Annotated in this window: 12 protein-coding genes and 1 tRNA gene; 2 read left to right on the top strand and 11 right to left on the bottom strand. The window is 60.7% G+C overall.

Annotated features, from left to right (window positions below; all coding sequences use genetic code 11):
* Positions 1 to 9: 9 nt before the first annotated feature.
* From IM739_RS12485 to pcsA, 9 genes are all read right to left on the bottom strand, one after another.
* Positions 10 to 513, bottom strand: coding sequence for a GNAT family N-acetyltransferase (locus IM739_RS12485; protein ID WP_237368052.1), 504 nt, complete (start codon positions 511 to 513; stop codon positions 10 to 12).
* Positions 510 to 2,336: a glutamine--fructose-6-phosphate transaminase (isomerizing) gene (glmS, locus tag IM739_RS12480; protein ID WP_237368051.1), complete on the bottom strand. Its 1,827-nt coding sequence runs from the start codon at positions 2,334 to 2,336 to the stop codon at positions 510 to 512. The genes IM739_RS12485 and glmS overlap by 4 nt, the downstream gene beginning before the upstream one ends.
* A 135-nt stretch (positions 2,337 to 2,471) precedes the next feature.
* Positions 2,472 to 3,833: a bifunctional UDP-N-acetylglucosamine diphosphorylase/glucosamine-1-phosphate N-acetyltransferase GlmU gene (gene glmU / locus IM739_RS12475; protein ID WP_237368050.1), complete on the bottom strand. Its 1,362-nt coding sequence runs from the start codon at positions 3,831 to 3,833 to the stop codon at positions 2,472 to 2,474.
* A 78-nt stretch (positions 3,834 to 3,911) separates the two neighbouring features.
* Positions 3,912 to 4,661 carry a FadR/GntR family transcriptional regulator gene (locus tag IM739_RS12470; protein WP_237368049.1) on the bottom strand — a complete coding sequence of 250 codons (750 nt, stop codon included), beginning with the start codon at positions 4,659 to 4,661 and terminating at the stop codon, positions 3,912 to 3,914.
* Positions 4,662 to 4,831: 170 nt separating this feature from the next.
* Positions 4,832 to 5,905 (bottom strand): BMP family ABC transporter substrate-binding protein, encoded by a 1,074-nt coding sequence (locus IM739_RS12465; RefSeq protein ID WP_237368048.1) that lies wholly within the window; start codon positions 5,903 to 5,905, stop codon positions 4,832 to 4,834.
* A gap of 41 nt (positions 5,906 to 5,946) precedes the next feature.
* On the bottom strand, positions 5,947 to 6,867 hold the full coding sequence (locus IM739_RS12460; protein ID WP_237371060.1) for an ABC transporter permease: 921 nt from the start codon (positions 6,865 to 6,867) through the stop codon (positions 5,947 to 5,949).
* Positions 6,861 to 7,958 (bottom strand): ABC transporter permease, encoded by a 1,098-nt coding sequence (locus IM739_RS12455; protein ID WP_237368047.1) that lies wholly within the window; start codon positions 7,956 to 7,958, stop codon positions 6,861 to 6,863. Before IM739_RS12455 ends, IM739_RS12460 begins: the two co-directional genes overlap by 7 nt.
* Positions 7,948 to 9,510: an ABC transporter ATP-binding protein gene (locus tag IM739_RS12450; RefSeq protein ID WP_237368046.1), complete on the bottom strand. Its 1,563-nt coding sequence runs from the start codon at positions 9,508 to 9,510 to the stop codon at positions 7,948 to 7,950. Before IM739_RS12450 ends, IM739_RS12455 begins: the two co-directional genes overlap by 11 nt.
* Before the next feature lie 135 nt (positions 9,511 to 9,645).
* A complete protein-coding gene (gene pcsA, locus IM739_RS12445) occupies positions 9,646 to 10,377 on the bottom strand; it encodes a phosphatidylcholine synthase (RefSeq protein WP_237368045.1) in 732 nt (243 codons plus the stop codon).
* A 216-nt stretch (positions 10,378 to 10,593) separates the two neighbouring features.
* On the opposite strand from pcsA, the gene IM739_RS12440 reads away from it, so the two are divergent.
* On the top strand, positions 10,594 to 11,796 hold the full coding sequence (locus tag IM739_RS12440) for a UbiH/UbiF family hydroxylase (RefSeq protein ID WP_237368044.1): 1,203 nt from the start codon (positions 10,594 to 10,596) through the stop codon (positions 11,794 to 11,796).
* On the opposite strand, the gene IM739_RS12435 is transcribed toward IM739_RS12440, so the two are convergent.
* On the bottom strand, positions 11,773 to 12,735 hold the full coding sequence (locus IM739_RS12435) for an AEC family transporter (protein WP_237368043.1): 963 nt from the start codon (positions 12,733 to 12,735) through the stop codon (positions 11,773 to 11,775). The genes IM739_RS12440 and IM739_RS12435 overlap by 24 nt on opposite strands.
* Positions 12,736 to 12,807: 72 nt before the next feature.
* Positions 12,808 to 13,554, bottom strand: coding sequence for a cytochrome c biogenesis CcdA family protein (locus IM739_RS12430; RefSeq protein ID WP_237368042.1), 747 nt, complete (start codon positions 13,552 to 13,554; stop codon positions 12,808 to 12,810).
* Between the two features lie 289 nt (positions 13,555 to 13,843).
* On the opposite strand from IM739_RS12430, the gene IM739_RS12425 reads away from it, so the two are divergent.
* Positions 13,844 to 13,919, top strand: a tRNA-Lys gene (locus IM739_RS12425).
* Positions 13,920 to 13,979: the final 60 nt, after the last annotated feature.

Raw genomic sequence — 13,979 nt, 5'->3', positions numbered from 1 at the left:
CAACCGCCGTTATTGTGCACTGCCGTAAAAACCCGGATTGAAGGCGACAATGCCCAAGGCATCCGGACCATGCAAGAGCAAAGCCTGGAAATGTCCCGGCGGAACGTCGGGAAGCACGAGACCGTGATCCAGGCGGAAGCCGAAGCGGCTGTAATAAGCCGGATCGCCGAGCAGGACGCAGCCGGCGGCACCGAGTGAGCGCAACCGATCCAGTCCCTCGCAGACGAGACGCGAGCCGATCCCCCTGCCCTGATGCGCAGGCGCGACGCTGATCGGGCCGAGGCCGTACCAGCCTTCGTCTCCACCCGAAAGCGACACCGGCGAAAACGCGACATGCCCGAGGATCGCTCCGGCCTCCTCGGCCACCAGCGACAATGTCAGTGCGCCGGCATCGCGCAATCGATCGACAATCAGCGGCTCGGTCTGGTCGCTGTAGCGCATTACGGCAAAGGCTGCAGCGGTGACGGCGCCAATGGCGGCCTCGTCACCGGCGCGCTCTGCCCGAATGATCATTCCACGGTTACCGACTTGGCCAGATTGCGCGGCTGGTCGACATCGGTGCCCATGAAGACGGCCGTGTGATAGGCGAGCAGCTGGATCGGCAGCGAGAAGACCATCGGCGAGATGATCTCGGCGACGTTCGGCAGGACGATGGTCGCCATGGTCTCCAGCTTGGAGGCGGCGGCACCCTTTTCATCGGTGATGAAGATGATCCGGCCACCGCGGGCGGCCACTTCCTGCATGTTGGATACGGTCTTGTCGAAGAAGCGGTCATGCGGCGCAATGACGATCACCGGCATGTTTTCGTCGATCAGTGCGATCGGGCCGTGCTTCAATTCTCCCGCCGCATAACCTTCGGCGTGGATATAGGAAATTTCCTTCAGCTTCAGTGCGCCTTCCATGGCCAGCGGATAGCTGGTACCGCGGCCGAGATAAAGAACGTCCTTGAACTTGGCGAGATCGCGCGACAGGGCTTCTATCTGCGGTTGGATGCTGTTCAGCACCTGCGACATGATGCGCGGCATTTCCGCCAGGTGCTTGACCAGCTGCTTTTCTTCGACGTCCGTCAGCGTGCCGCGAGCGCGACCGGCGGCAATCGACAGCGAGGCAAGCACGGCGAGTTGGCAGGTGAACGCCTTGGTCGACGCGACGCCGATTTCCGGTCCGGCAAGGATGGGGAAGACGGCATCGGCTTCGCGGGCAATCGTCGATTCCCTGACATTGACCACTGCGCCGATCTTCAGGCCGTTTTCGCGGCAGTAGCGCAGCGAGGCCAACGTGTCAGCCGTCTCGCCCGATTGCGAGATGAAGAAAGCGGCCTGATCCTCAGACAGCGGCATTTCGCGGTAGCGGAATTCCGAGGCCACATCGATCTCGACCGGCAGGCGGGCATATCGTTCGAACCAGTATTTGCCGACCAGACCCGAAAGATAGGCCGTGCCGCAGGCGGACATGGCCAGACCACGCAGGCTGGCGAAATCCAGCTCGCCCTCGAAAGGCTTTATCTTGTTGGCGGCGAAATCGACGTAGTGCGACAGCGCGTGGGAAATCACCTCCGGCTGTTCGTAGATTTCCTTTTCCATGAAGTGGCGATGATTGCCCTTGTCGATCATGTAGGCGCTGGCCGAGGAAATCTGGACCTGACGGTCGACGGGATTGCCATCGAGATCGAAGATATGTGCGCCGCGCGCGCCGATCACCGCCCAGTCACCGTCCTGCAGATAGGCTATGCGGTTGGTAAAAGGCGAAAGCGCAATCGCGTCGGAGCCGAGGAACATTTCGCCATCGCCGAAGCCGATGGCCAGCGGCGGGCCGGAGCGCGCCGCCATGATGGTCGAGGGATCATCCTTGAAGATCACGGCGAGCGCATAGGCGCCGGTCACCTGACGCAGCATCTTGTGCATCGCTTCGCGACGCCCGAGGCCATCACGGAGATATTTCGCCAGCAGTTGCGCCACGACTTCGGTGTCCGTCTGGGTCGCAAAGGTTGCGCCGCCTGCCGAGAGTTCATCCTTGATCTCAGAGAAGTTCTCGATGATGCCGTTGTGGACGACGGCGACGCCATCGACAAAATGCGGATGGGCATTGGTTTCGTTCGGCACGCCGTGGGTTGCCCAGCGGGTATGGGCAATGCCGATATTGCCGGCCAGCGGCTCGGCAGCCAACTTCGTCTCGAGATTGAAAAGCTTGCCTTCGGCACGCCGACGCTCGAGCATGTTGTCATGTATCGTTGCAACACCGGCAGAATCATAGCCGCGATATTCGAGCCGCTTCAATGCATCGACGAGGCGCGCTGCAACCGGCTGGTTACCGACAATACCAACAATACCGCACATGAAATTCTCCGTCTGGCATCAATAATTTGCGTCAGTCCTACCGGTTTTGCCGGAATGCGCAATCTTCGGTGAGGTCAAATTGCATTTCGTAACGTAACGCAATGCAGCAATGGTGAACGCATTGCGATGCAAGACTTAGTTGCCGGCCTTCTTTGCTGCCTTGATCGCCAGGTTCTTCTCGCGAATCTTCACGGCGCCGCCGGGCTTCATCTCCTGCCGTGAGCGGCCGAAAGCGAGTGCATCAGCCGGCACATCCCTGGTGACGACACTGCCAGACGCGACCAGAGCACCATTGCCTATGGTGACTGGCGCAACCAGCGACGAGTTGGATCCGATGAAGGCGCGTTCGCCGATGCGCGTCTCGTGCTTGTTGACGCCGTCATAGTTGCAGGTGATCGTGCCTGCGCCGATATTGCTCTCGGCACCAACAAAAGCGTCGCCGATATAGGTCAGGTGATTGACCTTGGCGCCCTTGCCGATCTCGGCTTTCTTGACCTCGCAGAAGTTGCCGACCTTGGATCCCTCGGCCAGGTTCGCGCCCGGGCGCAGTCGCGCGTAGGGCCCAACGGTCGCTCCGGTTGCGACATGGGCGCCTTCGAGATGGGAGAAGGCATGGATCACGGCGCCACTCTCGACCACGACGCCCGGACCGAAGACGACATTCGGCTCGATCAGCGCATCCTGGCCGATCTCTGTATCATGGCTGAGGAAGACGGTTTCCGGTGCAATCATCGTAACCCCGGAGACCATCAGTTCATGGCGACGACGCTGCTGCCAGAGGCGTTCGATCACGGCAAGTTCGGCGCGGTTGTTGCAGCCGGTCAGCTCGCTTTCTGGCGCATCGACGGCCACGACACGGCCGCCGAGCGACCGGGCGATCTCAACGAGGTCGGTCAGATAATATTCGCCCTTGGCATTGGTGTTGCCGATGCGGGACAGCAAGTCGATCGCCTTGCGGCCATCGATGGCCATCAGGCCGCTGTTGCACCACGTGACAGCACGCTCGGCCTCGGTTGCATCCTTTTCCTCACGGATCGCCACCAGCTCGCCGTCTTCAACCAGCAGGCGACCATAACCCGTCGGGTTTTGGGTATGAAACCCGATGACGGCAACGTCCGCACCACCGGCCAGCGCTTCTCGTGCGGCCATGAGCGGTCCGGGCGTGATCAGCGGCACATCGCCATAGGCCACCAAAATCTCGTCATAACCGCGCGCGATCGCGTCGCGGGCCATCAATACAGCATGGCCGGTGCCCAGCCGCTCGACCTGCAGGACACTTTCCACTGTCATGCCGTCCAGGCTGCCCGCCTTTGCCACTCGTTCGGCGTCACGTCCGACCACCAGTGCAACGTCATGGATGCCGGAGGCGGCAATGGAGGCCATGACATGGGCGATCATCGGACGTCCGGCCACCGGATGAAGCACCTTCGACATGGATGATTTCATCCGGGTGCTGTCGCCAGCGGCAAGAATGACGGCGAGACATCTGCGTGCCATGAAAAACTCCGGTCGTTGCTGCAATGAAATTTCACTAGCGAGCCGCTCTGTTGGCCGCAAGCTGAAAAGCAGTGCCGGTCAGGAAGTGTGGACCCGTTCGACGGCATAAATCGCACTTCGCCGACCAAGCTGGACGACGTTTTCCATCGCGGCCCTTGCTGCATCTACATCGCCGCGCTCCACCGCTTCGACGATCGCCATATGGGTATCACGCAATTCGGCATCCCGGTTGGGTACCGGCGGCTTCAGCGCCAGCGTGAATGCCCCCTCGAGCGCCGCGCGTATGAAGCCGACCATGCTTTCCATGAACGGATTTCCACCTACGAGCATCAGGAGAAGATGAAAACAGAGATCGGCTTCCACCTGAGACTGCCAATCGAATTCCGTTGAACCGAGCTTTGCCGCAAAACTGCGCAATTCGGCACAGTCGTCGGCCGTAGCGCGCTGCGCTGCATAGGCCGCCGCCGCTGGCTCCAGCAAAAGGCGAATGTCATAGAGATGGTCGATAAATGCCGCCGATACGCCACTGGCGAAATGCCAACGCAGGACGTCCTCATCCAGGAGGTTCCAATAGCACTGATCGGTCACGCGCGTTCCAATGCGCGACTTGGCAACGACAAGGCCCTTGGCCGCCAGGGTTTTCATCGCCTCACGCAAGACGGACCGGGAAACCTCAAAACGCTGCTGCAGTTCCGGGTCGCCAGGCAGCACATCGCCGACGGCAAACTCGCCCGACACAATCGCCAGACCCAGCTGCTCGACCACACGGGCGTGGTTCGTCCGCGGCCTCGAAGCCAATAACCAGCCGGCAATCGCTTCCTTGCGCATGCCTGTGCTCCCTTGTGTCTTTGCGATTCGCTATTTTCTGAAGGCTTCTCGTAGCAATGCACACCATCCGCAAGGGCCATATCTTAGCATTTCCGTATTTTTGTATATCCACAACAAAGAAAGGGCGCCGAGGCGCCCTTTCCGTGATTGCAACTGCAATGTCCGCGCGATTATTGCGGCAGCTTGTCGTCGACGCCTTCGATGTAGAAATTCATTCCGAGGATGGTGCCGTCATCGGCCGACTCGCCTTCCTTCAGCCACGGCGTGCCGTCCTGCTTGTTGATCGGACCGGTGAAGGGCTTGAGTTCGCCCGACTTGATCTTGGTCATGGTGTCGGTCGCCATCGCCTTGACGTCGTCCGGCATGTTGGTGAACGGCGCCATGGTGAGGATACCGTCCTTCAGGCCGTCAAAGGTCTGCTGGCTGGCCCAGGTGCCGTCGATCACCGCCTGGGTGCGCTTGATGTAGTAGGCGCCCCAGGTGTCGACGATGGAGCTAAGCTGGGCAGTCGGGCCGGCGGCGATCATGTCGGATGCCTGGCCGAATGCCTGGATGCCACGCTCCTGGGCTACCTGCATCGGCGCGGTGGTGTCGGTGTGCTGGGTCAGGATGTCAACGCCCTGGTCGATCAGCGCCTTGGCTGCATCGGCTTCCTTGCCGGGGTCGAACCAGGTGTTGACCCAGATAACCTTCAGCTTGAATTCAGGGTTGACGGTGCGGGCACCGTGAAGGAAGGCGTTGATGCCGCCGACCACTTCCGGGATCGGGAAGGAAGCAATGTAGCCGGCTACACCTTTCTTCGACATCTTGCCGGCGATCTGGCCGTTGATGAAGCGGCCTTCATAGAAGCGCGAGTTGTAGGTGGCAACATTGGCAGCTGTCTTGTAGCCGGTCGCATGTTCGAACTTCACATCCGGGAACTTTTCGGCGACCTTCAGGGTCGCATCCATGAAGCCGAACGATGTGGAGAAGACCAAGGCGCAGCCGGAACGGGCCATGCGCTCGATGGCGCGCTCAGCGTCGGGACCTTCCGGAACGCTTTCGAGGAACGGCGTTTCGATCTTGTCGCCGAAATGGGCCTGCAGTTCCTGGCGGCCGATGTCATGCGCCTGCGTCCAGCCACCGTCAGTCTTGGTGCCGACGTAGACGAAGCAGATTTTCGTCTTGTCCTGCGCGGAGGCAGGTGCAGCGACCGCGGCAAGTGCCGCAGCCGAAGCGGCAAGCGCAAGAAGGAATTTCTTCATGATGTACCCCTGTGTGGTTAGGTTGAAGCTTTTGTTTTCTTTTAACGATCCGGCACGAAAGGCTTGCCCAGCGAGGCCGGCGTATTGATCAGCGTCGTGCGCCGATTATGGGAGATAATGATCAGGACGACAATGGTCGCGGCATAGGGCAGCGCCGAGAGAAACTGCGAGGGAAGAGCGATGCCGAAAGCCTGGGCGTGCAGCTGTCCAATGGTCACGGCACCGAAAAGATAGCCGCCGGCCAAAAGCCGCCAGGGCCGCCAGGCGGCGAAGACGACCAGCGCCAGCGCGATCCAGCCGCGGCCCGCCGACATGTTTTCCACCCATTGCGGCGTGTAGACCAGCGACAGCTGTGCTCCTGCAAGACCGGCACAAGCGCCGCCGAACATGACCGCGAGATAACGGGTGCGAATGACCGGAAGGCCGAGCGTATGGGCCGAGCCATGGCTGTCGCCGATGGCTCGCAGTTTCAGCCCGGCGCGGCTCTTGAACAGGAACCAGTTCACCCCGATCACCAAAGCGATCGACAGGTAGAAGATGATGTCCTGCTTGAAGAACAGCGGCCCGAGAACCGGGATATCGGCAAGCACCGGAATAGCGATCGGGGCAAGCTTGACGCCCGGCACTCCGACCAGGCTCTCGCCGACCATGCCGGATACACCAAGGCCGAGAATAGTCAGGGCGAGGCCGGTGGCGACCTGATTTGCCACCAGGGTGAGTGTCAGGAAGCCGAAGAGCAACGAGAAGGCCGCCCCCGCGGCAACACCTGCCAGAACGCCCATGAAGGGAGATCCGGATACCTGGGCGGCGGCAAATGCGCAGACGGCGCCGATGATCATCATGCCCTCGACGCCCAGATTGAGCACGCCGGAGCGCTCGGTGACCAGCTCACCAAGTGCGGCAATGACCAGCGGCGTGGAAGCGGTGATGACGGTGAGCAGGATCGCTTCGACAATCATGATACGCTCCTCCCGGCAAGCTTGCGGGCGCGATCGAAGACGATGCGTACCTTGTAGAGAATAAGAGTGTCGCAGGAGAGGACGAAGAAGAGCAGCAGACCCTGGAAGACACGGGTGACCTTGTCGGAGACGCCAATCGACAGCTGCGCGCCTTCACCGCCCAGATAGGTCAGCGCCAGCACCAGGCCCGAGGCGACGATACCGAGCGGATTGAGACGTCCAAGAAAAGCGACGATGATTGCGGTAAAGCCGTAACCTGGCGAAATCGACGGCTGCAGGTGGCCAATGGATCCCGACACTTCCGATATCCCAGCGAGGCCAGCGAGCGCTCCGGAAAACAGCATCGAAAACCAGACCATGCCACGCGCAGAGAAACCGGCAAACCGCCCTGCCCGCTCGGATTGCCCCAGCACGACGACCTGAAAACCCTTCAGCGTATAGCGCATCATGAACCAGACGGCGACGGCAGCCACCAGCGCGAAGGCAAAGCCCCAATGGGCGCGACCCGATGACGACAGGATTTCCGGCAGCACGGCTTCACTGACAAAGCTGCGGCTCTGGGGGAAGTTGTAGCCGCCGGGATCGCGCCAGGCGCCACGCACGAGCCAATCGAGGAAGAGCTGGGCGATATAGACCAGCATCAGGCTGGTCAGGATCTCGTTGGTGTTGAAGCGGGTCTTGAGCAGGGCCGGAATGCCGGCATAGACCGCCCCGCCCAACGCCCCCATGACCATCATCAGCGGCAGCAGCAGCGGTGAATGCCACTCGTAGAAGATGATCGGCAGGATCGAACCGGTAATGGCACCGACCGTGAACTGACCCTCCGCGCCGATATTCCAGTTGTTCGAGCGATAACAGACCGACAGGCCGACAGCGATGAGGATCAGCGGACCGGCCTTGATCGCCAGTTCATGCAGCGACCAGACCTCAAGCAGCGGCTCGATGAAGAAGCTGTAGAGCGCAGAGACCGGATCCTTGCCGAGCAGCGCAAACATGATGCCGCCGAAGAACACGGTCAGGGCCAGCGCCAGCAGTGGCGAGATGATGGCAAACAGCGCCGACTGGCGCGGACGGCGTTCAAGTTCAATGCGCATGCGCCGTCTCCAAGCCATGCATGCCGCCCATGAGGATGCCGATCTTTTCGCGGTTCATGCTGCCGGCCGGATGGACCGCCGACAGTTTTCCCTCGGAGATTGCCGCAATGCTGGTTGCCACTTCAAAGATTTCGTCGAGGTCCTGGCTGATCACCACGACGGCCGAACCGCTTTTCGCCAGATCGACAAGTGCCTGCCGGATCCGGCTGGCCGCGCCTGCGTCGACGCCCCAGGTCGGCTGATTGACGACCAGAACGGAAGGTTGGCGATCGAGTTCGCGCCCGACAATGAATTTCTGCAGATTGCCGCCCGACAACGAGCCCGCAGCCGGGTCATCGCCGCTCTTTCTCACATCCATCATCTCGGAGATGCGCCGCGCCGCCTGCTGTACGAGCCCGTGGCGAATCAGCCCGAGTTTTCCTCCGGCCAGATAGGCCTTGCGGTCGGAGGCATTGCGCGACAGGAACAGGTTCTCCGACAGGCTCATCGTTGGCACGGCAGCATGACCATGCCGTTCCTCGGGAACGAAGCCCGCGCCGAGCAGTCGGCGTGCATTGATGCCGAGGTGGCCGACGGCATGGCCGCGAATGCGGATCTGATCTGCGCTTTCCACCGGATATTCGCCGGACAGCGCGTCAAACAATTCGCTCTGACCGTTGCCGGCAACGCCGGCGATCGCCAGAACCTCACCGGCGCGAACCGTCATCGACACCGCCTTGAGCGGCATGGCAAACGGTGAGCGTGGGCTTACCGACAATGCAGTGACTTCGAGCTGAAGCGCACCGTCGGCCGGTGGGTCGACTTTTTCGACGCCGGCAACTTCGGCACCGACCATCATGCGGGCAAGCGAGGCAGGTGTCTCCCGGCGCGGATCGCAGGCGCCCGTGACCCTGCCATGCCGCAGGACCGTTGCCCGGTCGCAGATGCGCTGAACCTCCTCCAGCCGGTGGCTGATATATAGAACCGAACGTCCTTCGGCTTTCAGTTTGAACAAGGTCTCGAACAGGCGATCGGCTTCCTGCGGTGTCAGGACGGATGTCGGTTCATCGAGAATGATCAGTCTGGGATTTTGCAGCAGCGCGCGAACGATCTCGATGCGCTGCCTTTCGCCTACCGACAAATCGGCGACGTGGGCGTCGGGATCGAGCGGCAGGCCGTAGGCGATCGACAGTTCCGCGGCCTTCTTCGACAGGTCGGATATCGAGATCTTCTCATCGAGCGACAAAGCAATGTTTTCGGCGACCGTGAGCGCTTCAAACAGCGAAAAATGTTGAAACACCATGCCGATCCCAAGGCGCCGCGCCTCGGCCGGATTGGCGATCACTGTTTCTTCCCCCCGCCAGGAGATGGAACCGGCCGAAGGGGCCAGAATTCCGAACAGCATCTTTACAAGCGTTGATTTACCCGCGCCGTTTTCGCCAAGAAGCGCGTGAATCTCGCCGTGGCCGATATCGAGATCAATGCCATCGCAGGCCTTGAAGCTGCCGAACAGCTTGCTGAGGCCCCGCACGGACAAAAGCGGCAATTCGCCTGTCGATTGGTCGTTCGCCACGAGTCCCCCTTGCACTACAAAGCTCCCAGGCCGGGTCTTGCGCCCGGTCCGAAGCTCAATTCATAACCGGTTTGCCGCGCCGCACAATATATAGGCAGGAGTTTTTTTTGGTTTTGCGCAGGCAAGGTTACCGGGTCAGTGAGCGGTGCGGCCAAGGCTCGGGAAAAACTGCAGGATTCCCCCGATGAGATACAAATAAAGGCCCGTCACCACGGTTCCCGCAACCACCCAGTAAGGCGTGTCGAAATGCAGCAGGAGGGCATATCCGCCAAAGGCGCACCATAGCAGGAAGACCGCCATATTGAGCCCACGCAGCCGCTTGACGCGGACGGGATGCAGGAAATGGATCGGCAGGAAGGTCAGGACGACCGAGACCAAGACCGCGACAAGCGCGGTTGTCGCACTGGCATCGATGACGAAGAGCGTGAAGACCAACATGTTCCAGACCACGGGAAAACCGGAGAAGAAATACTCATCCGTCTTCATGCCCATGTCGGCGTAGTATATGGCACTCGAGACGACGATCAGGCCTGCGGCGACGAAGGACCAGGGCTCACCGATCATGCCGCTCTGATAAAGCGCAAATGCCGGGAGCAAAACATAGGTGACGTAGTCGATGATATTGTCGAGCGTATCGCCTGACCAGTTGGGCAGGACTTCCTTGACACGCACCTTGCGGGCGATCGGGCCGTCGATACCATCGACCAAAAGCGCCAGACCGAGCCACCAGAACATATCGACGAAGCGATGTTCAGCCGCTGCAACCACGCCTAAAAAAGCCAGGAACGACCCTGATGCGGTCAGGATGTGGACCGAGAACGCGCGGATTTCCGCGTAGGGAACCCGTTTGTAGTTGAAGATCTTCATCCCTGCTCCAAGCTATAAGCCGTCCGGTGCCCACGGTATCCGATGAATTCCTGTCATTTGCAACAGAGGAGCGAAACCGCGACCGGTTTTACCGCAAAAACAAAGGATCGACGGGGGATGAAGCAACGGGCCGGGGCTGCGCCAAATCGGCCCATGGATTTTCCTGGCCGGGGTGCATAAATAGCAGACCAGAATGCCGCATTGGACGCAAAGATCATGAAGCACTACGATATCGCCATCATCGGTGCCGGCCCCGCCGGCCAGATTTCAGCCATCGCCATGGCACGCGGCGGTCGGCGCGTGGCGCTGATCGGCCCGCAGCCGGATGGTTCCGACCGGCGCACCACCGCCCTGATGCATCAATCGCTGGAAATGATGGAGCGGCTCGGCCTCTGGAACGAGTTGCGAACCAAAGCGGCAGCACTGTCGACGATGCAGATCATCGACGGGACAAAACGGCTGCTGCGCGCACCGACGGTTGCCTTTCGCAGCGCCGAAATCGACCTGCCGGCCTTCGGCTTCAACATTCCGAATGCCGCGCTGGTTACCGCGCTTTCGCAGGCCGTCGCGACGGAACCATTGATCGAGCGCTTTTCGGTTGCTGCCGGTTCGATCGAGATTGCTGAGGACCTTGTCACCATCCGGCTCCCGAACGACGAGATCCTCACGGCGGACTTCGTCATCGGCGCCGATGGACGTCAATCAAAAACCCGCGACAGCGCGGGTGTCGGGGTGAAGACCTGGTCCTATCCCCAGACAGCGGTGGTGCTGAATTTCGCCCATACGCTGCCGCACCAGAATACCTCGACGGAATTCCACACGGAATCGGGTCCGTTTACCCAAGTCCCCCTGCCCGGCATGCGCTCCAGCCTAGTCTGGGTTGTTGCACCTGCAGAAGCTGAACGACTGATCGAACTCGATCCGGCACGTCTGTCGGGCGAGGTGGAAAGCCGGATGCAGTCGCTGCTCGGAAAGGTGACCGTCGAGGACGGCGTACAGGCGTGGCCGCTGTCGGGCATGACGGCCAACCACTACGGACGCGGTCGCGCCGCCTTTATCGGCGAAGCAGGTCATGCCTTCCCGCCGATCGGTGCACAGGGGCTCAATCTCAGTCTTCGTGATATCGCAGCACTTGAAGACATCCTGATCGACCGCCGCGGCGATCAGATCACATCCTCAGCCGGCGATCGCTTCGACCGCAAACGGCGGCTCGATATTTCCAGCCGCACCGTCAGCGTCGACCTTTTGAACCGCTCGCTGCTTTCGGGGCTGCTGCCGGTGCAGATGATGCGCGCGGCAGGCCTGCAGGTGCTGGCAAGCTTTGCGCCACTGCGCAATCTGGTGATGCAGGAAGGTGTGGCACCCGGCCGCGGGCTGAAAAGCTTGCCGCAGGTGTTACGGGAAAAGATCCGGCGGTAAGACGCCGCTCTTGATGGCAAACAGCAGCGAGGACACGGAAAATACCGAGATGACCGTGGTGATCAGGATTGTCGCCGAGGCACGCTCCTGCCAGATGCCATATTGCTGGCCGATGACGAAGACATTGGTAGCGGTCGGCAGCGAGGCAAGCAGGATCGCCGTATAGAGCCAAAGCGGGTCGAAATTACCGACGAAGCTCAAGACGATATAGACCAGAATCGGATGCAGCACGAGCTTGATTGGCACGATATAGCCGATCTCGACCGGGATGCGCTTGAGCGGCCGCAGCGCCAAGGTGACGCCCATGGCAAAGAGCGCACAGGGCGCAGCCGCCTGCGCCAGATAGTCGATCAGGCGCTGTAGCGCGACGGGCGGTTCAAAGGCGAAGGCCGCGGCAAGAAAGCCGATCAGCGTGGCGATGATGAAGGGATGCGTGGCGATCTTGCGCGCCACGTCCAGCGCCAGTTGCAAGGGTGGGCGTCGGTCGCCGCCGGCAAAGGCCATCAGCGCCGGGGCCGCGATGAAATGCGCTGCATTTTCGAAGCAGAAGACCAGTGCCACCGGAACGGCGGCCTTCTCGCCAAAGGCAAGCAGAGCGAGGCCGGGGCCCATGTAGCCGATATTGCCATAACACCCGGCTAGCGCCTGCACGGTGCATTCGGCGATCGTATTGCCGCGGATATATCGGCCTATGGCAAAGACCAGCAGGAAAATCGTATAGGTCGAGGCCAGCGCCGCGGCGATGAAATCAACGCGTGTCAGTTCTTCGATGGGCGTGCGCGAGACCAGCTTGAAGAACAGTGCCGGCAATGTGACATAGATCACGAAAAAATTCAGCCAGCCGAGCGCACCGGCGGAGTGGTCGGCAATCCTGCCGGAAACGTAGCCGATCAGGATCAGCCCGAAAAACGGCAGCACCAGCGCGACAATGTCAGCCATCGGCAAAGCTCTCTTCCTATCGCGGCCCAAGCCGCGCCTGCCGCGCCGAGCGGACATGCGCGCTATCGGGACTTAGCCGATTTGCGACAGGATTGGAAAGGTCTGCTGGAACCAGATCGCCATGTCGGAGATGTAGCCGAAGATGAAGGCAAGACCGGTCGCCACCAGCAATCCACCCATGGCCTTCTCCACAAGGCCGAGATGGCGGCGGAACCGGGCCAGGAAACGCATGAAGGCACCGGAGAAACCCGCTGCAATCCAGAACGGCACCGCGAGACCGAGGGAATAGATGGCAAGCAGCAGCGCGCCGTCGCCAACCGTCTGCTTGGAGGCGGCCACGCCGAGGATAGCCCCGAGAACCGGACCAATGCACGGCGTCCAGCCGAAGGCAAAGGCAAGGCCCATGACATAGGCGCCCGACAGCGTTGCCGGCTTGCCGCCGCCGGCGAATCGCATTTCCGACGACAGGAAGCCAAGGCGGAAAACGCCGAGGAAATTCAGCCCCATGATGATGATGATCGCGCCGCCGATCTTGGCGAGCAGGTCGAGGTGCTGGCGCAACAGGCCGCCAATTGTCGAGGCGCCTGCCCCGAGAGCGACGAAGACGGTCGCAAAACCAAGCGTGAAGACGAGCGACGTCAGGAAAACGGTCCGGCGGGCGGCGGCATTCTGCGTCTCTTCGCCGGCCCGGAACTGATCGACGGAAATACCGGCCATATAACAGAGATAGGGCGGCACCAGAGGCAGAACGCAGGGCGAAAGAAAGGACAGAGCTCCCGCCAGAAGCGCGCTGACGAAAGAAATCTCGGCGATCGACACACGCAGCTCCACAGTGAATGTAATTTGCCAAACGGATTGGCGCCTTTCCTATCCGCCAGAATGGGGCCTTGCCAATCACCTTTGCGTTCGTTGCGACAAAAGGACTTTTTCATTGCGGAGAACGCATTTTTCCGGTTGACCGGATGGAGTCGCCTGCCTATGTTCCGCGCACTTCCAAAGCCGGGGCACAAACCCTGCCTGGAAGAGCGTGGCTCAGCTGGTTGAGCACCGACTTTCAAACTGCTCCAAGCAGGTCTTCAGTCGACATGCCGCGCGATGGAAATGGTGTGAGAGGCTAGCTCAGCTGGTAGAGCAGCGCACTTTTAATGCGCTGGTCGTGGGTTCGAGTCCCACGCCTCTCACCACTTCCCAGATTTTCCATGCCGATCATAAAACCAACATTTTCAATCGCGTCATTGCAATGA

Origin of the sequence: Rhizobium sp. SL42 (genome assembly GCF_021729845.1) — a bacterium.
In the GTDB taxonomy this organism is placed as follows: Bacteria; Pseudomonadota; Alphaproteobacteria; order Rhizobiales; family Rhizobiaceae; genus Allorhizobium.
Note: the sequence above shows the minus strand (reverse complement) of the source record. Positions and strands in the feature narration are given on the sequence as shown.